General features: G+C 61.0%; 16 protein-coding genes. All 16 read right to left on the bottom strand.

Features of this window, described 5'->3' with window-relative positions; all coding sequences use genetic code 11:
• Position 1 precedes the first annotated feature (1 nt).
• The 16 genes from nuoH to AC19YY_RS21680 all read right to left on the bottom strand — a co-directional run bounded on the left by nuoH (position 2) and on the right by AC19YY_RS21680 (position 18,820).
• Positions 2 to 1,009: an NADH-quinone oxidoreductase subunit NuoH gene (gene nuoH / locus AC19YY_RS21605; RefSeq protein ID WP_017737147.1), complete on the bottom strand. Its 1,008-nt coding sequence runs from the start codon at positions 1,007 to 1,009 to the stop codon at positions 2 to 4.
• Positions 1,006 to 3,720 carry an NADH-quinone oxidoreductase subunit NuoG gene (gene nuoG, locus AC19YY_RS21610; protein WP_169954351.1) on the bottom strand — a complete coding sequence of 905 codons (2,715 nt, stop codon included), beginning with the start codon at positions 3,718 to 3,720 and terminating at the stop codon, positions 1,006 to 1,008. The genes nuoH and nuoG overlap by 4 nt, the downstream gene beginning before the upstream one ends.
• 135 nt (positions 3,721 to 3,855) lie before the next feature.
• Positions 3,856 to 5,211: an NADH-quinone oxidoreductase subunit NuoF gene (nuoF, locus tag AC19YY_RS21615; RefSeq protein ID WP_169954350.1), complete on the bottom strand. Its 1,356-nt coding sequence runs from the start codon at positions 5,209 to 5,211 to the stop codon at positions 3,856 to 3,858.
• Positions 5,208 to 5,705 carry an NADH-quinone oxidoreductase subunit NuoE gene (gene nuoE, locus AC19YY_RS21620; RefSeq protein ID WP_029293358.1) on the bottom strand — a complete coding sequence of 166 codons (498 nt, stop codon included), beginning with the start codon at positions 5,703 to 5,705 and terminating at the stop codon, positions 5,208 to 5,210. The genes nuoF and nuoE overlap by 4 nt, the downstream gene beginning before the upstream one ends.
• Positions 5,706 to 5,707: 2 nt before the next feature.
• Positions 5,708 to 7,492 (bottom strand): NADH-quinone oxidoreductase subunit C/D, encoded by a 1,785-nt coding sequence (gene nuoC / locus AC19YY_RS21625; RefSeq protein ID WP_090402815.1) that lies wholly within the window; start codon positions 7,490 to 7,492, stop codon positions 5,708 to 5,710.
• A 71-nt stretch (positions 7,493 to 7,563) separates the two neighbouring features.
• Positions 7,564 to 8,238: a NuoB/complex I 20 kDa subunit family protein gene (locus AC19YY_RS21630; protein WP_012724951.1), complete on the bottom strand. Its 675-nt coding sequence runs from the start codon at positions 8,236 to 8,238 to the stop codon at positions 7,564 to 7,566.
• Between the two features lie 10 nt (positions 8,239 to 8,248).
• Positions 8,249 to 8,662 (bottom strand): NADH-quinone oxidoreductase subunit A, encoded by a 414-nt coding sequence (locus AC19YY_RS21635; protein WP_003219575.1) that lies wholly within the window; start codon positions 8,660 to 8,662, stop codon positions 8,249 to 8,251.
• A gap of 658 nt (positions 8,663 to 9,320) precedes the next feature.
• On the bottom strand, positions 9,321 to 10,646 hold the full coding sequence (aceA, locus tag AC19YY_RS21640) for an isocitrate lyase (RefSeq protein WP_003219577.1): 1,326 nt from the start codon (positions 10,644 to 10,646) through the stop codon (positions 9,321 to 9,323).
• 507 nt (positions 10,647 to 11,153) lie between these two features.
• A complete protein-coding gene (locus AC19YY_RS21645; RefSeq protein ID WP_500604839.1) occupies positions 11,154 to 11,879 on the bottom strand; it encodes a secretin N-terminal domain-containing protein in 726 nt (241 codons plus the stop codon).
• 237 nt (positions 11,880 to 12,116) lie between these two features.
• On the bottom strand, positions 12,117 to 12,539 hold the full coding sequence (locus AC19YY_RS21650; RefSeq protein WP_169954348.1) for a GNAT family N-acetyltransferase: 423 nt from the start codon (positions 12,537 to 12,539) through the stop codon (positions 12,117 to 12,119).
• Positions 12,532 to 13,701: a ribosomal protein uL16 3-hydroxylase gene (locus AC19YY_RS21655; protein ID WP_029293370.1), complete on the bottom strand. Its 1,170-nt coding sequence runs from the start codon at positions 13,699 to 13,701 to the stop codon at positions 12,532 to 12,534. The genes AC19YY_RS21650 and AC19YY_RS21655 overlap by 8 nt, the downstream gene beginning before the upstream one ends.
• Before the next feature lie 84 nt (positions 13,702 to 13,785).
• Positions 13,786 to 15,156, bottom strand: coding sequence for an adenylosuccinate lyase (gene purB, locus AC19YY_RS21660; RefSeq protein ID WP_029293372.1), 1,371 nt, complete (start codon positions 15,154 to 15,156; stop codon positions 13,786 to 13,788).
• Positions 15,157 to 15,281: 125 nt separating this feature from the next.
• Positions 15,282 to 15,905 (bottom strand): high frequency lysogenization protein HflD, encoded by a 624-nt coding sequence (hflD, locus tag AC19YY_RS21665; RefSeq protein WP_005789104.1) that lies wholly within the window; start codon positions 15,903 to 15,905, stop codon positions 15,282 to 15,284.
• On the bottom strand, positions 15,902 to 17,026 hold the full coding sequence (mnmA, locus tag AC19YY_RS21670; RefSeq protein WP_169954347.1) for a tRNA 2-thiouridine(34) synthase MnmA: 1,125 nt from the start codon (positions 17,024 to 17,026) through the stop codon (positions 15,902 to 15,904). The genes hflD and mnmA overlap by 4 nt, the downstream gene beginning before the upstream one ends.
• Before the next feature lie 59 nt (positions 17,027 to 17,085).
• Positions 17,086 to 17,532: an NUDIX hydrolase gene (locus AC19YY_RS21675; protein WP_169954346.1), complete on the bottom strand. Its 447-nt coding sequence runs from the start codon at positions 17,530 to 17,532 to the stop codon at positions 17,086 to 17,088.
• Between the two features lie 70 nt (positions 17,533 to 17,602).
• Positions 17,603 to 18,820 (bottom strand): serine hydrolase domain-containing protein, encoded by a 1,218-nt coding sequence (locus tag AC19YY_RS21680; protein ID WP_500604840.1) that lies wholly within the window; start codon positions 18,818 to 18,820, stop codon positions 17,603 to 17,605.
• Between the last annotated feature and the right edge of the window lie 27 nt (positions 18,821 to 18,847).

The following is an 18,847-nucleotide window of genomic DNA, read 5'->3' on the forward strand; positions in this document are numbered from 1 at the left end:
CTCACTGAACCGCGCCCGCTGGCGTGTTCAACAACACAACGGCAGCAGTCACCAGCAAATTGATCAGGGTCAGCGGCAGGCAGAAGCGCCAGCTGAAATCCATCACCTGGTCGTATCGTGGACGCGGAATGGAAGCGCGCAGCAGGATAAACAACATGATGAAGAACGCGGTCTTCAGGAAGAACCAGAAGAACGCCAACTGCGGCAGGATGCCGAACGGACCGTGCCAGCCGCCGAAGAACAGCGTGACCAGCAGGGCCGAGATCAAGATGATGCCGATGTACTCACCGACGAAGAACATGCCCCATTTCATGCCGGCGTATTCGATGTGGTAGCCGTCGGCCAGTTCCTGTTCCGCTTCCGGCTGGTCGAAGGGGTGACGGTGAGTCACGGCCACGCCAGCGATGAAGAAGGTACAGAAGCCGAAGAACTGCGGAATGATGAACCACAGGTTCTGAGCCTGGTACTCGACGATGTCGCGCATGTTGAACGAGCCCACCTGCACCACGATGCCCATCAGCGCCAGGCCCATGAACACTTCGTAGGACACAGTCTGGGCCGAGGCCCGCAAGCTGCCCAGCAGGGCGAACTTGTTGTTACTGGCCCAGCCGGCGAACAGCACCGCATAGACCGACAAACCGGCCATGGCGAAGAAGAACAGCAAGCCGATGTTCAGGTCCGCCACGCCCCAGGTCGGGGTGATCGGGATGATCGCGAAGGCGATCAGCAAGGCGCTCATGGCCACGACCGGTGCCAGGGTGAAGATCACCTTGTCGGCAAACGGCGGGGTCCAGTCTTCCTTGAAGAACATTTTCAGCATGTCGGCAGCGATCTGGAACATACCAAATGGGCCAACGCGGTTCGGACCGTAACGGTCCTGCCACCAGCCCAGCAGGCGACGTTCGACGAAGCTGAGCAGGGCGCCCGCGACGACCACGGCCAACAGGATCACGATGGCCTTGACGACCGAGATGATCACGTCGATCACTTCAGGGGTGAACCAGGTCATTGCGCTGCCTCCTGCAGACCGTCAACGGTTTGGCCAAAGATCGCAGGAGGAATCCCGGCGAGGCCTTTTGGCAGTGCAACCAGGCCAGCACCCAGCTCGTCGTTGATGCGCAGCGGCAGACGCAGGGTCTGGCCGGCTACGTTCAAGCTGAGCAGGGCACCGTCGTTGACGCCCAGGCGATCGGCTTCGGACTTGGCCACGGATACGTAGGCGGCGGGAATGCGCTCTTGCACCGGCGCGGCCTTGGAAGAGGTCTCTTCGCTGCCGAACAGGTGGAAGAACGGCACAACCTGCCAGGTGCCCTGGGCCGGGTTGAACGGACGCGGTACTGCAGCGAACCAGTTCAGCGAATCACCAGTGCTTTCGATCAGGCGGGTGCCCGGGTCGCCAGCGCGGATATGACCACCGACTTCGTCCTGGAACTTGTTCCAGGCCTGCGGCGAGTTCCAGCCCGGCGACCAGGCAAACGGCACCTGCTGACGGGGCTCGACCGAACCCGAGTAACCTTCCATGGAGAAGGCGAACGCGGTGTCGTTGTCTTGTGGGGTACGCGGTTCGTGCACGCTGATATCAGCACGCATGGCGGTACGCCCGGAATAACGCAGCGGTTCACGGGCCAGCTTCATGCCCTTGATACGGAACGCGGCGGACGGTGCGGCGTCGACGATACGCGCCAGTTGCGGTGCGCTCGCGGCGACGGCTGCGGTGACGTGGTCGAGCTGGGTCCAGTCGATCGGCTGGTTCAGCAGCGTTGCGCGCAGGGCGTGCAGCCAGCGCCAGCCTTCGTGAACCAGGATGCTGGCGTCCATGTACTTCGGATCGAACACCTGGAAGAAGCGCTGGGCGCGGCCTTCCTGGCTGACCAGGGTCCCGTCGCCTTCGGCGAAGCTTGCGGCTGGCAAGACCAGATGGGCACGGTCGCTGGTCGCGGTCTTTTGGTGATCGGCGACGATCAGCACTTTGGCAGCACTCAGCGCGGCATCGACCTTGCCCGCATCGGTGCGGGTGTACAGGTCGTTTTCCAGCACCACGATGGCGTCGGCACTGCCGTCGATCACGGCTTGCAGGGCGCTGTCCAGGGACTCGCCACCGAGCATGGCCAGGCCAAGGCTGTTGGCTTCCGGCACGACCAGGCTGATGGAGCCGTTCTTCTCGCGCAGCTTGAGGGCCTTGGCGATGTTGGCGGCGGCTTCGATCAGCGCCTTGGAACCCAACGAGGTACCGGCAATGATCAAAGGACGCTTGGCCGCGAGCAGCGCGTCGGCAATACGCTGGGCCAGGGCCACGGCTTCTGCGTCCAGGCCTTCGACGGCAGGGGCGCTGGCGTCGAGGGCGTGGGCCACGGCGAAACCGATACGGGCCAGGTCGTCAGGTGCTGCGTGCACGCATTCTTCAGCGATATCGTCGAGCTTGGTTTCGGCAAGGCTTGCGATAAACAGCGGGTTCAGCGCGTGCTGGCCGATGTTTTTCACCGCAGCGTCGAGCCAAGGCTGTACGCGCATGGCGTCGGCCATTTCTTCGGCCTTGCCTTTGACCGACTGGCGCAGGGACAGCGCGATACGCGCGGCGGTCTGGGTCAGGTCTTCACCGAGCACGAAGATTGCGTCGTGGTCTTCGATGTCGCGCATGTTCGGCACTGGCAGCGGGCTGTCATTGAGCACCTGCAGGACCAGGCGGATACGCTCCAGCTCGCCGGCTTCGATACCGCTGTAGAAGTGCTCGGCACCCACCAGTTCACGCAGCGCGTAGTTGCTTTCGAGGCTGGCGCGTGGCGAACCGATACCGACGATGTTGCGCCCGCGCAGCAGGTCGGCGGCTTTGTCCAGCGCCTCGTCCAGGCTTAGCTTGGCGCCATCGGCCAGCAATGGCTGGCGAGGACGGTCTTCGCGGTTGACGTAGCCATAGCCGAAGCGGCCACGGTCGCACAGGAAGTACTGGTTGACCGAACCGTTGAAGCGGTTTTCGATGCGACGCAGTTCGCCGTAGCGCTCGCCCGGGGAGATGTTGCAACCGCTGGAGCAGCCATGGCAGATGCTCGGCGAGAACTGCATGTCCCACTTGCGGTTGTAGCGCTCGGAGTGAGTCTTGTCGGTGAACACACCGGTCGGGCAGACCTCGGTGAGGTTGCCGGAGAACTCGCTTTCCAGGACGCCATCTTCAACGCGCCCGAAGTACACGTTGTCATGGGCGCCGAATACGCCCAGGTCGGTGCCGCCGGCGTAGTCTTTATAGAAGCGTACGCAGCGATAGCAGGCGATGCAGCGGTTCATTTCGTGGGAAATGAACGGGCCGAGGTCCTGGTTCTGGTGGGTACGCTTGGTGAAGCGATAACGGCGCTCGTTGTGGCCGGTCATCACCGTCATGTCTTGCAGGTGGCAGTGACCGCCTTCCTCACAGACCGGGCAGTCGTGGGGGTGGTTGGTCATCAGCCATTCGACAACGCTGGCGCGAAACGCCTTGGACTCATCATCGTCGATGGAAATCCAGGTGTTGTCGGTGGCCGGCGTCATGCAGGACATGACGATACGACCACGGGTGTCGTTTTCGTCGGTGTACTGCTTGACCGCACACTGGCGACAGGCACCGACGCTACCAAGCGCGGGGTGCCAGCAGAAATAAGGGATGTCGAGGCCTAGTGACAGACACGCCTGTAACAGGTTGTCCGCCCCATCGACTTCGAGCGCTTTGCCGTCTACGTGGATAGTGGCCATGGTTCAAAGTTCTTCGTTGGCCCGTTGTCAGCGGGCGTGGCTAATGGAATCTTGTTATTCATGTGCATCAACACAGCCTTCACGGCGTCAGCACATGACAAGGCGAAGGGCACGGACCCTTCGCCTATTGAAGCGTTACGCGCCGACTACGATCGGCTTTGCCAGAGGCGGGACGGCGGCGCTTTTGGGCGCGATGCCGGCTTCGAACTCCGAGCGGAAGTACTTGATTGCGCTGCCCAGTGGCTCCACGGCGCCCGGTGCGTGAGCACAGAAGGTCTTGCCAGGGCCGAGGAAACCGACCAGGCCCAGCAGGGTTTCGATATCCCCCGGCTGGCCTTCGCCTTTCTCGATCGCCATCAGAAGCTTGACGCTCCATGGCAAGCCATCGCGGCACGGGGTGCAGAAACCACAGGATTCGCGAGCGAAGAACTGCTCCATGTTGCGCAGCAGCGAGACCATGTTCACGGTGTTGTCCACCGCCATCGCCAGGCCGGTACCCATCCGGGTGCCCACCTTGCCGATGCCGCCGGCATACATCTGTGCGTCGAGGTGCTCGGGCAACAGGAAACCGGTGCCGGCGCCGCCTGGCTGCCAGGCCTTGAGGGTGTAGCCGTCGCGCATGCCGCCGGCGTAGTCCTCGAACAGCTCGCGGGCGGTCACGCCGAATGGCAGTTCCCACAGGCCAGGGTTCTTGACCTTGCCGGAGAAGCCCATGAGCTTGGTGCCCATGTCTTCGCTGCCTTCGCGGGCCAGGGATTTGTACCAGTCCACGCCGTCGGCGATGATCGCCGGCACGTTGCACAGGGTCTCGACGTTGTTCACGCACGTAGGCTTGCCCCACACGCCAACGGCGGCGGGGAAGGGCGGCTTGGAGCGCGGGTTGGCGCGGCGGCCTTCGAGGGAGTTGATCAGTGCGGTTTCTTCACCGCAGATGTAACGCCCGGCGCCGGTGTGCACGAACAACTCGAAGTCAAAACCCGAACCGAGGATGTTCTTGCCCAACAGGCCTGCGGCCTTGGCTTCGGCCACGGCACGGTTCAGGTGTTTGGCGGCGGTGGTGTATTCGCCCCGCAGGAAGATGTAGCCCCGGTAGGTTTTCAGCGCGCGGGCGCTGATCAGCATGCCTTCGATCAGCAGATGGGGCAGTTGCTCCATCAACATGCGGTCTTTCCAGGTGTTGGGCTCCATTTCATCGGCGTTACACAACAGGTAACGGATGTTGATGGATTCATCTTTTGGCATCAGTCCCCACTTCACACCCGTGGGGAAGCCTGCGCCGCCGCGACCTTTGAGGCCAGCGTCCTTCACGGTCTGGACGATATCGTCCTGAGCCATGTCGGCAAAGGCTTTGCGCGCAGCGGCGTAACCGTTCTTGGCTTGGTACTCGTCAAGCCATACAGGCTCGCCGTCGTCACGCAGGCGCCAGGTCAGCGGGTGGGTTTCGGCCGAACGCTTGATCAGGTTGGCCGGGCCAAAGGAAGTCAGGGTCATGGGTAGCCCTCGAGCAATTGGGTGACGCCAGAGGCCTGCACGTCGCCGAATGTGTCGTCGTCGATCATCAACGCCGGCGCTTTGTCGCAGTTGCCCAGGCAGCATACCGGCAGCAGCGTGAAGCGCCCGTCTGCAGTGGTCTGGCCCAGGCCGATGCCCAGCTTGCTCTGGATCGCGTCGACCACTGACTCGTGGCCACCGATGTAGCAGACCATGCTGTCGCACACGCGAATGATGTGGCGGCCGACCGGCTGGCGGAAGATCTGGCTGTAGAACGTCGCCACGCCTTCCACATCGCTGGCCGGGATGCCGAGGATCTCGCCGATGGCGTAGAGGGCGCCGTCGGGCACCCAGCCACGTTCCTTCTGGACGATCTTCAAGGCTTCGATCGACGCCGCGCGCGGGTCTTCGTAGTGATGCAGCTCGTGCTCGATGGCCGAGCGCTCGGTTTCACTCAAGGTGAAACGGTCTGTCTGGATAAGCGTGCTGTTCATGCTTAGCGGTCCACGTCGGCCATAACGAAATCGATACTACCCAGGTACGCAATCAAGTCCGCGACCATCTCGCCTTTGATCACCGAAGGGATCTGCTGCAAGTGGGCGAAGCTTGGGGTACGAATCCGGGTGCGGTAGCTCATGGTGCCGCCATCGCTCGTCAGGTAATAACTGTTGATACCCTTGGTCGCCTCGATCATCTGGAAGGACTCGTTGGCCGGCATCACCGGGCCCCACGAGACTTGCAGGAAGTGCGTGATCAGGGTTTCGATGTGCTGCAGGGTGCGCTCTTTTGGCGGCGGCGTGGTCAGCGGGTGATCCGCTTTGTACGGGCCTGCCGGCATGTTGCGCATGCACTGCTCAATGATCTTCAGGCTCTGGCGCATTTCTTCGACGCGCACGATGCAACGGTCGTAGGCATCGCCATTGGCTGCCAGCGGAACTTCGAACTCGAAGTTCTCATAGCCGGAGTACGGGCGCGCCTTGCGCAGGTCGAAATCGCAGCCAGTCGAGCGCAGACCAGCACCGGTGACGCCCCATTCCAGGGCCTCTTTGGTGTTGTAGGCAGCGACGCCGATGGTCCGGCCCTTGAGGATGCTGTTGTCCAGCGCAGCCTTTTGGTACTCGTCCAGACGCTTGGGCATCCAGTCGATGAATTCCTTGACCAGGCGCTCCCAACCGTTCGGCAGGTCGTGGGCTACGCCGCCGATGCGGTACCAGGCCGGGTGCAGGCGAAAGCCCGTGATGGCCTCGATGACCTTGTACGCCCGCTGACGGTCGGTGAAGGTGAAGAACACCGGGGTCATGGCGCCGACGTCCTGGATATAGGTACCCAGGAACAGCAGGTGGCTGGTGATCCGGAAGAACTCGGCCATCATGATGCGGATGGTGTCGACGCGGTCTGGCACCTTGATGCCCGCCAGCTTCTCGACCGAGAGCACGTACGGCAGGTTGTTCATCACGCCGCCGAGGTAGTCGATACGGTCGGTGTACGGGATGAAGCTGTGCCAGGACTGGCGCTCGGCCATCTTCTCGGCACCACGGTGGTGGTAGCCGATGTCCGGCACGCAGTCGACGATTTCTTCGCCGTCCAGTTGCAGGATGATACGGAAGGCACCGTGGGCCGAAGGGTGGTTCGGGCCCAGGTTGAGGAACATGTAGTCCTCGTTGGTGCCGGAACGCTTCATGCCCCAGTCTTCCGGACGGAAGCGCGCGGCTTCTTCTTCAAGCTGCTGCTTGGCCAGGTTGAGGCTGAACGGATCGAATTCGGTGGCGCGGGCAGGGAAGTCCTTGCGCAGCGGGTGACCTTCCCAGGTCGGCGGCATCATGATGCGCGTCAGGTGCGGGTGGCCCGGGAAGTCGATCCCGAACATGTCCCAGACTTCACGCTCGTACCAGCTGGCGTTCGGCCAGATACCGGTCACGGTCGGGATGCTCAGGTCGCTTTCCGAGAGGGCGACCTTGATCATCACGTCGCTGTTACGTTCCAGTGACATCAGGTGATAGAACACGGTGAAGTCGGCGCCGCTCGGCAGCCCCTGGCGCTTGGTGCGCAGACGCTCGTCCACGCCATGCAGGTCATAGAGCATGACGTACGGCTTGGGCAGGTTGCGCAGGAAGGTCAGGACTTCGACGAGCTTGGCGCGCGCCACCCACAGCACCGGCATACCGGTGCGTGTGGCCTGGGCGGTGAAGGCGTCAGGGCCAAAACGGTTATTGAGTTCGACGACCACATCCTGGTCGTCTGCCTTATAAGGCGGGATATACAGAGCGCTGCCTGTAGTCATGGTTTTTTATCGCTTTCGGTCAACGTAAAGAATGAGGCCAGGTTTTCGTTCTATAAAAGAAGCGGGCTGGATCAGACTTCGTCGGGGCTGCGCAGGTTGGTGACTGCGATTCGCTGTTCGCGGCGCTGTTCCTTTTGCGAAGGCATCTCGGCGCGGTACACGCCTTGATCGCCGACGACCCAGGACAGTGGGCGACGCTCCTTGCCAATCGATTCCTGCAACAGCATCAGGCCTTGCAGGAAAGCTTCAGGGCGGGGCGGGCAGCCAGGCACGTAAACGTCCACAGGCAGGAACTTGTCCACCCCCTGAACTACGGAATAGATGTCGTACATGCCACCGGAGTTGGCGCACGAACCCATGGAGATAACCCACTTCGGCTCGAGCATTTGCTCGTAGAGACGCTGGATGATCGGCGCCATCTTGATAAAGCAGGTGCCGGCGATAACCATGAAATCCGCCTGGCGCGGTGATGCCCGGATAACTTCGGCGCCAAAGCGCGCGATGTCGTGGGGCGCCGTGAAGGCGGTGGTCATTTCCACGTAGCAGCACGAAAGGCCGAAGTTGTACGGCCACAGGGAATTCTTGCGCCCCCAGTTGACCGCGCCACTCAGCACGTCTTCCAGCTTGCCCATGTAGATGTTTTTGTGGACTTGGTCTTCTAACGGATCGGAGACGGTTTCCCGTTCGCCGATGGGGTACTGATCGTTAGGAGCATCCGGGTCGATCCTGGTGAGATTGTATTGCATCGCCAAAGCCTCATTGTTTCAGCTTCGCTTGCCGCTTGCGACGAGCTTCCGGAGCCCAGTCAAGGGCGCCCACTCGAAATAGGTAGACAAGGCCTGCCAACAGAATTGCTATGAAAACGAGGGCTTCGACGAATCCGGTCCAGCCGCTTTCGCGGACGGACACAGACCAGGCAAAGAGAAAGAGGGCTTCGATATCGAAGATCACGAACAACATCGCGACCAGATAGAATTTGGCTGAGAGCCGCAAGCGGGCGCCACCTGTAGGTAGCATGCCGGACTCGAACGGTTCGTTTTTGCTGCGGCCCCAGGCTTTTGACCCGAGAAGGCTGGAGACACCGAGCATGAAGGCACAGAGGCCGACAACACCGAGGAGGAAAATGGCAAAGCCCCAGTTGTGGGCCATGAGTCCTGTCGCTTCGGTCATGCTGGAAATCCTTAACAGAGAGCAAAGGTCTCTGAGCTCGAAAAAGTAACGACGCAGTGACGATATGTCGCAGCGCAATCAATCGCGGTGATTTTATGGCTAAACACCTAGCAAGTAAAATTCCTGTAGCTAAATTATTCGCTGAAATAAGGACATAGTGCACCTTTATGGGGCTGTAGCCCAGACGCTGCGGGCATTAGCTTGATTTTAATCAATTGTGTTTTGTTTAGGGTGTAACGAAGTTTTATTGCTCTAAATGATAATGAATATTGTTTGCAAGAGTTTTAAGCGGATAATGAGCGGGGCGCAGGGAAAGTTGTTGTTACTTGCCCGTTTGGCGCAAGTTGCCAGCGCGCAACTTTTAACTGATTTTTTCTGGGCGAATACCGCTCTGGATCAAGGTTTTGCGCAAAAAACACCAGGCTGAGCGCATTTTCATTGTGGGAGCGGGCTTGCTCGCGATAGCGGTGTGTCAGCCAGCACTTTCTTGACTGACATATCGCTATCGCGAGCAAGCCCGCTCCCACATTTTGATCTTCACTGGGCCCGGAGCGATTTTTCAGGCAAAAAAAACGCCCCGAACCAGTCGGGGCGTCAGATCGTGCGGCACTGCGGTTAGCTTTCTATCGGGCCCGCAATGGCCGTGTACTCAGTTTACTCAGTGGAACTGTTCTTCTTCAGTCGAGCCGGTCAGCGCGGTCACGGACGAGGTGCCGCCCTGGATCACGGTGGTCATGTCGTCGAAGTAGCCAGTGCCCACTTCCTGCTGGTGCGCCACGAAGGTGTAGCCTTTGGCGGCGTCAGCGAATTCCTGCTCCTGCAGCTTCACGTAGGCAGTCATGTCGTTGCGGGCGTAGTCGTGCGCCAGGTTGAACATGCTGTGCCACATGTTGTGAATGCCGGCCAGGGTGATGAACTGGTGCTTGTAGCCCATGGCGGACAGTTCGCGCTGGAACTTGGCGATGGTCGCGTCGTCCAGGTTCTTCTTCCAGTTGAAGGAAGGCGAGCAGTTGTAGGACAGCAGTTGGTCCGGGTATTCCTTCTTGATCGCCTCGGCGAAGCGACGGGCTTCGTCCAGGTCTGGCTTGGCGGTTTCGCACCAGATCAGGTCGGCGTACGGCGCGTAGGCCAGGCCACGGGCAATGGCTTGATCCAGGCCTGCACGCACCTTGTAGAAACCTTCCTGGGTGCGCTCGCCAGTTACGAACGGCTGGTCGTACGGGTCGCAGTCCGAAGTCAGCAGGTCAGCGGCGTTGGCGTCGGTACGGGCCAGGATGATGGTCGGCGTGCCGGCTACGTCAGCTGCCAGGCGGGCAGCGGTCAGCTTCTGTACGGCTTCCTGGGTTGGAACCAGGACCTTGCCGCCCATGTGGCCGCATTTTTTCACGGAAGCCAGTTGGTCTTCGAAGTGCACGCCGGCGGCGCCTGCCTCGATCATGCTTTTCATCAGCTCGTAGGCGTTCAGTACGCCACCGAAACCGGCTTCGGCGTCCGCCACGATTGGCGCGAAGTAGTCGATGTAGCCTTCGTCGCCCGGACCTTTACCGGCTTTCCACTGGATCTGGTCGGCGCGGCGGAACGAGTTGTTGATGCGCTTGACCACGGTTGGCACGGAGTCCACCGGGTACAGCGATTGGTCAGGGTACATGGACTCGGCGGAGTTGTTGTCCGCAGCCACTTGCCAGCCGGACAGGTAGATCGCCTGGATGCCGGCCTTGACTTGTTGCACAGCCTGGCCGCCGGTCAGGGCGCCCATGCAGTTGACGAAATCTTTCTCGGGGCGAAAGGACGGCTTGGCGCCCTGGGTAACCAGCTTCCACAGCTTCTCGGCGCCCAGTTTTGCAAAGGTGTGCTCAGGTTGAACCGAGCCGCGCAGGCGGACGACGTCAGCAGCGGAGTAAGCGCGAGTCACGCCTTTCCAGCGTGGGTTTTCAGCCCAGTCTTTTTCAAGGGCTGCAATTTGCTGTTCGCGTGTCAGTGCCATGGGGAAAAACCTCGTCGCGTCTTTGTGGAAAAACTACTGGGTTGAAAATTCCGTTTGCCAGCCACGTATTCAGTGCGTGGTTATGGCTGCTCGCTGACCAGAAGCTTAGGCGGTCAAGTTGGGCTTGGCGGGGAAGGCGACGGGATGAACGATAGGCTCAAGGGAGAAAGTGAGCAGGTAGAGGCGAACCGAGAACAGTCTTCGGGCGTCGTGGGCCTTGGTACGATCCATCAGTGTGTTGCCGGGTTACCTGGTTAGCTTCCGTCCCTCGGGACAACTTCGTTCCAGTCGCAACCTCGTCAAACACGCCTTGTGGGCGGTACAGACACGAATCGGCTCAGGTGGGTAACTTGGAGCGACGATCCGAAGGCCCTTGCCAGGGCCCCTGATTAGCGGGAGCGAGGCCATCATGCCCATGCTTTTTTGGATCGTCAAATGTTTTGTAGTGCTTTTTTTATGGCACTACATCTTTGGTCTAATACGACTAATCAGTCAGTTTTTGGTGCTTCAGTTCAAGGCCTCGACTTTGACCCGCACTGTCAGGTCATCCCGGCCCTGGGTCGAGTAGGTGCGGGTTGTGCCCTGTTTGTCGGCCTGGGTCTGGCGATTGATGCCGGCCAGGGTGATCCACTCGCCCAGGCGCCCGCTGACGGTTGTGTCGGTACTTTGCACGTTCACTACATCAGGACGTTCCTGGCTCATGCGGTCACGATTGGTGTTGATGCTCAGGTGCACGGTCTCGCCGGTGACGCTGGCGGTTACGTAGAAGCCCTGGGTGACGTTGCGGTACTGGGTCTGGTTTTGCGGGCGGCCGTAGGCGTCGGGCTGGGTGGTGGTCAGGGGGACGCTCTGGCCGACCTGGATCAGCGCGGGCACACCTTCGCTGGCCTGGATCTGCTGGATCCCGCCCTCTCGGCTTTCGGTGCTGTAGGTAATGACCTGGCGGTTGGCATGCTGATTGTTCTCATTAGTGTCGACGGTGATCAACAGGCGCTTGGACGGGGTGTCCAGCTGTGTGAGCAGGGCGCGCAGGCCCTGGATCTTGTCGGGTTCGGCATTCACGATCAGTTGATTGCCGTAGGCGCTGACCGTGCCGTCCTTGCCAATGAAATTCTGCGCCACGGGTAACAGGTCGGCGCTGGTGCGGTTGTTCAGGGGTACGACTTCAGTGGCTGCCATTGCCGAAAAGCTGGCGGCCATGAGCAGGCTGGCGACTAGGGTGCGTAGGGACATGTCCGTTATCTCTGCAAGTCATTTGGGCTTGATGGTGCCAGTTTATCGGCCCGGAGGGGCGCGAGTTGAATCGTAGACGGCAAAAGGCCCTGGCATCGGGGATGGCAGGGCCTTTTTGGGTGTTGCTGATATCGTCATCGCAGGCAAGCCAGCTCCCACACCGACCGCGTCGCTCGAGGCATGCGCGGTCGAATGTGGGAGCTTGCTTGCCTGCGATGGCCGCGCCATGGTCTTAAATCAACCCTCGCGCTCCATATCAACATGGGGAATCCCGACTTCCAGGAATTCCCCGCTGACGATCTTGAACCCCAGCCGCTCATAGAACGGCGCGGCATACACCTGCGCGCTGAGGAACTGCCGGGTCTGGCCGCGTTTTTCGGCCTGGCCGATCACCGCTTCCATCAGCTTGTCGCCGACTTTCAGCCCGCGCCAGTCCTTGAGGACCGACACGCGACCGATCTCGCCGCTGGGTAGCAGGCGCGCAGTGCCAATCGGAAAGTCGCCTTCGAATGCGAGGAAATGCATGGCCCCGGCGTCGTCTGCGTCCCATTCCAGCTCAGGTGGAACCGATTGCTCAGCGATAAATACCGCTTCACGAATGCGCCGGATCTCGGCGATATCCTTTTGCCAGTCTGCGACACTTACGTGAATTTTATTCATCGGCAAACCCCAGGCTTCCTTGCTTGACCAGTTCGCACAGCAGGTCGCGGCCATCTTCATCGGCCAGCCACGGACCCAGGTTGTCGACGTGCAGGGCGTCGGCCGCGCAGATCAGCTTCAGCAGCTCGCGCAGTTTGCCCGGCAGGTAACGGCTCTGGCCACTGGCGAACAGCAGTACATCGTCGTCCACTTCCGACCAGGCCAGGCGTGCGCTCGGATTGCGGATCAGGACTGCACCGTCTTCCAGGCTGCTGATGACTTCATCCTGCGCCAGCTCTTCAGGGCCGGCGACCAGTTCCGGGTAGCGTGGCTCGGTCATGAATTGGCCGAACCAGGTCAGCAGCATGCGTTCGTCGCTCATGTGCTCGGCCAGCAGGCTTTTCAGGCGGTCGAGGGCGTCGCTCTGGATCTGGTGCGGGTCGCTGACAGGCTGGGCGTCGGCGTCGGTGTAGCGCTCCTCATCTGTCAGGTACTGGCTGAGGAAGTCGGTGAAATGGGTCAGCACTTCAGCGGCGCTGGGTGCGCGGAAGCCTACCGAGTAGGTCATGCAGTCATCTTCAGCGATGCCGAAGTGCGCCAGGCGCGGCGGCAGGTAGAGCATGTCGCCCGGCTCCAGCACCCATTCGGCGCTCTCTTCGAATTCGGCGAGGATGCGCAGGTCGGCGTGTTGCAGCAGCGGGCTTTCCGAGCTGCACATCTGGCCGATCTTCCAGTTGCGCTTGCCCTGGGCTTGCAGCAGGAACACATCGTAGTTATCGAAGTGTGGGCCTACGCTGCCACCGGGGGCGGCAAAGCTGATCATCACGTCGTCGATGCGCCAGCTTGGCAGGAAGCGGAACTGCTCCAGCAACTCGGCCACTTCCGGTACGAACTGGTCGACCGCCTGCACCAGCAGGGTCCACTCGCGCTCTGGCAGGGTGCTGAAGGCGTCTTCGGCAAACGGGCCGCGGCGCAGTTCCCATGGGCGCTCGCCGTGCTCGATCACCAGGCGTGACTCGACTTCTTCTTCCAGCGCCAGGCCGGCCAGTTCGTCGGCGTCGATCGGGCTTTCGAAATCAGGGATGGCCTGGCGGATCAGCAGCGGTTTTTTCTGCCAGTAGTCGCGCAGGAATTCCCGTGCCGTGATGCCGCCCAGAAGTTGAAGAGGAATATCAGGATTCATGTGTAACCTATTGAAAAAAAGCACTTTTCAGACGGGAATAAAAACGCCCGGCGCTGCCGGGCGTCTCAAGGGATCAAGCCGCAATCAGATGCGTTTGGCTTGGTCTACAGCGTTGCCGATGTAGTTGGCCGGGGTCAGCAGTTTCAGCTCGGCCTTGGCCGCGGCTGGCATGTCCAGGCCGTCGATGAAAGTTTGCAGCGCCTCGGGGCTGATGCCCTTGCCGCGTGTCAACTCTTTCAGCTTTTCGTAGGGGTTTTCGATGTTGTAGCGGCGCATTACGGTCTGGATCGGCTCGGCCAGGACTTCCCAGCAAGCGTCCAGGTCAGCGGCGATTTTCTGCGCGTTGAGTTCCAGTTTGCTGATGCCTTTGAGGCTGGCTTCGTAGGCGATCACGCTATGGGCAAAGCCCACGCCGAGGTTGCGCAGTACGGTGGAGTCGGTCAGGTCGCGCTGCCAGCGGGAGATCGGCAACTTGCTGGCCAGGTGCTGGAACAAGGCGTTGGCGATGCCCAGGTTGCCTTCGGAGTTTTCGAAGTCGATCGGGTTGACCTTGTGCGGCATGGTCGAGGAGCCGATTTCGCCAGCGATGGTGCGCTGCTTGAAGTAGCCCAGGGAGATGTAGCCCCAGATATCGCGATCGAAGTCGATCAGGATGGTGTTGAAGCGCGCAATGGCGTCGAACAGCTCGGCGATGTAGTCGTGGGGTTCGATCTGCGTGGTGTACGGGTTGAAGCCCAGGCCCAGCTCGTCTTCGATGAAGGCGCGGGCGTTGGCTTCCCAGTCGATCTCAGGGTAGGCCGACAGGTGCGCGTTGTAGTTGCCCACGGCGCCGTTGATCTTGCCCAGCAGTGGCACGGCAGCCACTTGCGCGATCTGGCGCTCCAGGCGGTACACCACGTTGGCCAGTTCTTTGCCCAGGGTGGTCGGCGAGGCCGGCTGGCCGTGGGTGCGCGACAGCATCGGCACGTCGGCGAAGCGGATAGCCAGTTCACGGATGGCGTTGGCGGTCTGGCGCATCAGTGGCAGCATCACGTCATCACGGCCTTCGCGCAGCATCAGGGCGTGGGACAGGTTGTTGATGTCCTCGCTGGTGCAGGCAAAGTGGATGAACTCGCTGACCTGGGCCAGTTCCGGCAGCTTGGCCGCTTGCTCTTTGAGCAGGTACTCGATGGCTTTGACATCGTGGTTGGTGGTGCGCTCGATCTCTTTCACACGCTCGGCGTGCTCCAGGGAGAAGTTTTCCGCCAGGGTGTTCAGTACAGCGTTAGCCTCGGCGGAGAACGCCGGCACTTCGCTGATGGCAGGGTGAGCGGCCAGGCGCTGGAGCCAGCGCACTTCAACCAGTACGCGAGCACGGATCAGGCCGTATTCGCTGAAAATAGGGCGCAGGGCCTGGGTCTTGCCGGCGTAGCGGCCGTCAACAGGGGAAACCGCAGTGAGCGAAGAGAGCTGCATGGGGTGTTCTCGGACAGTCGGGCAACGAAATGGGGCGCGTATCATACATGAAAAAATCCGCCGGTCCGTTGCCAACTGACCGGCGTATTACGCGTAACGGCTTGAAAATAGCCCGCGGCTGCGACTTATTCGTTGCGCATCAACGGGTAAAGCTCTTTGAGCAATTTGCGTCGGCTGATGACCAACTGCCAACGATGACCGCCCAACTGCCGCCACAACCGCGCAGAACGGATACCGGCCAAGAGCAGGGCGCGGATTTTCGAGGCGTTGTTGGGTTGTTGCAGGTTGCGCATGTCGCCGTGGACCTGGATCCGCTGGCGCAAGGTGCTCAAGGTGTCCTGGTACAAGGCGCCACAGGCCGCGATCACGTTCTCGTGGGCCGGGCCGAAGTGCTCTACCTGGGACTGGATCTGCGGCAGGCGCTTGCCGATGGTTTCCAGCAGGTCGTCGCGCTTGGCCAGTTGCCGCTCAAGGCCGAGCATCGACAACGCATAGCGCAGCGGCTCGCGCTGCAGGGTGCTGGGGTCGCGCTCGAGGGCGCCGATCAGCGCGCGATAACCTTCGCGCAGGCTCAGGTCATCGCCACCGTACACATCCAGGGTGTCCTTCGGGTCGACCACCAGCAGGCTGCCGAGCATGCAGGTCAGGCCTGCCTCGGTCACCTGGCCGGTCTTTGCGATCTTGTCCACCAGCACGGCGGCGAGAAACACACCGCCCAGTGCTGTCAATTGCTCCTGGGTCGGGCTCATGCCGGGGTGCTCCAGGGTTCGGCGACTTCAATCACGCCGCCCCCCAGGCAGATCTCACCGTCGTAGAACACCACGGACTGGCCGGGCGTGACCGCGCGTTGCGGGTCATCGAACGTGGCACGGTAGCCATTGGCGGTTTTTTCCAGGGTGCAGGGCTGGTCGCTCTGGCGATAGCGCACCTTGGCGGTCAAGCGGCGTGGGCTGCTCAGGTCGATCGGGTTGACCCAATAAATCTCTGAAGCCAGCAGCGCGCCGGAGAACAGCAGGGGATGCTCGTTGCCCTGGCCGACGATCAGCACGTTGTGCTCCAGATCCTTGACCAGCACGTACCACGGCTCTTCACCGGCGTCCTTCAAGCCGCCGATACCCAGGCCCTGGCGCTGGCCGATGGTGTGGTACATCAGGCCGTGGTGACGGCCGATGACTTCGCCTTCAGTGGTCTTGATCTCGCCCGGCTGGGCTGGCAGGTATTGCTTGAGGAAGTCGCTGAAGCGGCGCTCGCCGATAAAGCAGATCCCGGTGGAATCCTTTTTCTTGGCGGTGGCCAGGCCATGTTTCTCGGCGATCTTGCGCACTTCGGGCTTTTCCAGTTCGCCCACCGGGAACAGGGTCTTGGCGATCTGTTCACCGCCCACGGCGTGCAGGAAGTAACTCTGGTCCTTGTTCGGGTCCAGGCCCTTGAGCAATTCGGTGCGGCCATCGATATCGCGACGGCGCACGTAGTGGCCAGTGGCAATCAGGTCGGCGCCGAGGATCATGGCGTAATCGAGGAACGCCTTGAACTTGATTTCGCGGTTGCACAGGATGTCCGGGTTCGGCGTACGACCGGCCTTGTATTCGGCCAGGAAATGTTCGAACACGTTGTCCCAGTACTCGGCGGCAAAGTTGGCGGTGTGCAGCTTGATGCCAATCTTGTCGCACACGGCCTGGGCGTCCGCCAGGTCGTCCATGGCGGTGCAGTATTCCGTTCCATCGTCTTCTTCCCAGTTCTTCATGAACAGGCCTTCCACCTCATAACCCTGCTCCATGAGCAGAACGGCGGAAACGGAAGAATCCACGCCGCCGGACATGCCGACGATGACGCGCTTCTTTTGTGTGTCAGAAGGGGCTGGATCACGCATAGGATTTCAACGGGTGTCTTGAAAAAGGACGCGATTCTAGCAGGCCCGAGCCCGCAAGGCTAAAGAGAAGGGCGGATCAGCTCGAGACTATGGCGCTGACCGGCCAAATAGTCGTCGATACAGCGAATGATCAACTCGCTGCGCCAGTCGTCGCGCAAGGCTATCAGCTCGTCACGGCTCAGCCAGCGGGCGCGCACGATACCTTCGTCCAGTTGATAGTCCGGGTGGTGTCGCAGGGCCTTGGCGATGAAGCAGACCCGTTGGTAGGTCACGCCATTGCTGGGGGCGGTGTACAGGTAGATGCCGACGATGCCGGTGGCTTCGACGTCCCAGCCGGTTTCTTCGAGGGTTTCGCGCACGGCGGCTTCGGTCAGGGTTTCGTGCGGGTCGAGATGGCCGGCAGGCTGGTTGAGCACGGCGCGGCCGCCCTTGAGCTCTTCGACCATGAGGAAGCGGCCATTGTCTTCGACGATGGTGGCGACGGTGATGTGGGGTTGCCAGGTCATGGAGGGCTCTCAAGCGATCAGTGGGGCAGGCGCCCATCATACAGGCGCGCCCGCCGGGTGTTGCGCTTGGTTACCGGGCGGCCTTGGTGATGGCGTCGAAGGCGACCATGTCGTCAATGACTTCGCCGCCGGTGGCTTTGGTCTGCGCTTGCCACACGACGATCACCACGTTTTGCGTAGGGTTTATGTAGATGAACTGGCCGAAAATGCCGGCAGCCGTGAAGGCTTTGTCTGCTTTTGACGCGGCAGTCCAGGCTGGCCACCACATGGAGGCAAAGTCACCGTAGGCGGCATCGGTGCCGGTAGTGGCGCTGGCAAAGCTCATCCAGCCTTTGGGCAGTACTTGCTTGTCGCCGGCTTTTCCGCCACTGAGTACGAACTGTCCGAAGCGCCCGTAATCTTCCAGTGTTGCGCTGATGCCGCTGCCGCCCACTTCGTTGCCGTTCGGACCGTCGAGCCACCAGTTCGCATCGGTCTGCATGCCATAGGGCGCCCAGATTTTCTCGCTGAGGTAGTTCGCCAGGGGCTTGCCCACGGCGGCGCTGACCAGTTGGCCGAGCACTTGTGTCTCGCCAGTGCTGTAGTTGGTGCGGGTGCCAGGCGGCGCGGCGCTGGGCAGGCTCGCCATGAACTTGAGGGCGGAGCCGGGCACTTGTTCGGTCTGCAGCTTGAGCATCATGCGTCGATCCGACGTCGGGTCGGCGTATTTCTCACTCCATTTGACCCCCGAACGCATCGCCAGCACCTGGCGTACGGTGGCCTGGTCGTAGCCGCTGCCGGCCAGTGCAGGCAAATACTGGGTCACTTTGTCATCCAGGCTCTTGATCGAACCGTCCTGCAAGGCCGCGCCGACGAGGGTGGATGTAATCGACTTGGCCACCGACATCGACATCCAGCGGGTTTCGGCGGTATTACCTTTTTCGTAGCGTTCAGTAACGACTTGGCCGTCCTTGATCACCAGCAGGCCTGTTACCCGGTTGAGGGTGACGTAGTCATCAAGGCTATAGCGTTTGCCTTCGTAATCGAACGCAACCGGTCCCAGCGCCCGGCTGCTGTGCGGCAATGGGAAAGGGTGGCTGCCGGCCTTGATGGTGCGCACCGGAAACAAGCGGTCGATATTGCGAAAGATGCTGACGGCGGCGTCGGGGCTGAGTTTGCCATCGTACATGGTCTGCACGTCGCCAATCGGCTCCTGTGCATGCGGGTAGGGTGGCGAGTGGCTCGCGCAGGCGGTCAGCAGGGCGATTGCCGAGGCCCAGGCCAGCGCCTGGAAGTGAGCTCTTTGCATAAAGACTTCCTTATTTGTTGTTTTCTG

The sequence above is a fragment of the Pseudomonas sp. MF09156 genome, from assembly GCF_059862305.1.

Bases quoted from the DNA above. Each gene is read 5' to 3' on its own strand.
- AC19YY_RS21675 (WP_169954346.1), bottom strand. From the start codon at position 17,532: ATGACCTGGCAACCCCACATCACCGTCGCCACCATCGTCGAAGACAAT.
- hflD (WP_005789104.1), bottom strand. From the start codon at position 15,905: ATGAGCCCGACCCAGGAGCAATTGACAGCACTGGGCGGTGTGTTTCTC.
- AC19YY_RS21635 (WP_003219575.1), bottom strand. From the start codon at position 8,662: ATGACCGAAGCGACAGGACTCATGGCCCACAACTGGGGCTTTGCCATT.
- AC19YY_RS21645 (WP_500604839.1), bottom strand. From the start codon at position 11,879: ATGTCCCTACGCACCCTAGTCGCCAGCCTGCTCATGGCCGCCAGCTTT.
- AC19YY_RS21650 (WP_169954348.1), bottom strand. From the start codon at position 12,539: ATGAATAAAATTCACGTAAGTGTCGCAGACTGGCAAAAGGATATCGCC.
- AC19YY_RS21655 (WP_029293370.1), bottom strand. From the start codon at position 13,701: ATGAATCCTGATATTCCTCTTCAACTTCTGGGCGGCATCACGGCACGG.
- nuoG (WP_169954351.1), bottom strand. From the start codon at position 3,720: ATGGCCACTATCCACGTAGACGGCAAAGCGCTCGAAGTCGATGGGGCG.
- AC19YY_RS21680 (WP_500604840.1), bottom strand. From the start codon at position 18,820: ATGCAAAGAGCTCACTTCCAGGCGCTGGCCTGGGCCTCGGCAATCGCC.
- AC19YY_RS21630 (WP_012724951.1), bottom strand. From the start codon at position 8,238: ATGCAATACAATCTCACCAGGATCGACCCGGATGCTCCTAACGATCAG.
- nuoH (WP_017737147.1), bottom strand. From the start codon at position 1,009: ATGACCTGGTTCACCCCTGAAGTGATCGACGTGATCATCTCGGTCGTC.
- nuoF (WP_169954350.1), bottom strand. From the start codon at position 5,211: ATGACCCTGACTTCCTTTGGCCCGGCCAACCTGATCAAGCGTTCGGCC.
- nuoE (WP_029293358.1), bottom strand. From the start codon at position 5,705: ATGAACAGCACGCTTATCCAGACAGACCGTTTCACCTTGAGTGAAACC.
- nuoC (WP_090402815.1), bottom strand. From the start codon at position 7,492: ATGACTACAGGCAGCGCTCTGTATATCCCGCCTTATAAGGCAGACGAC.
- aceA (WP_003219577.1), bottom strand. From the start codon at position 10,646: ATGGCACTGACACGCGAACAGCAAATTGCAGCCCTTGAAAAAGACTGG.
- purB (WP_029293372.1), bottom strand. From the start codon at position 15,156: ATGCAGCTCTCTTCGCTCACTGCGGTTTCCCCTGTTGACGGCCGCTAC.
- mnmA (WP_169954347.1), bottom strand. From the start codon at position 17,026: ATGCGTGATCCAGCCCCTTCTGACACACAAAAGAAGCGCGTCATCGTC.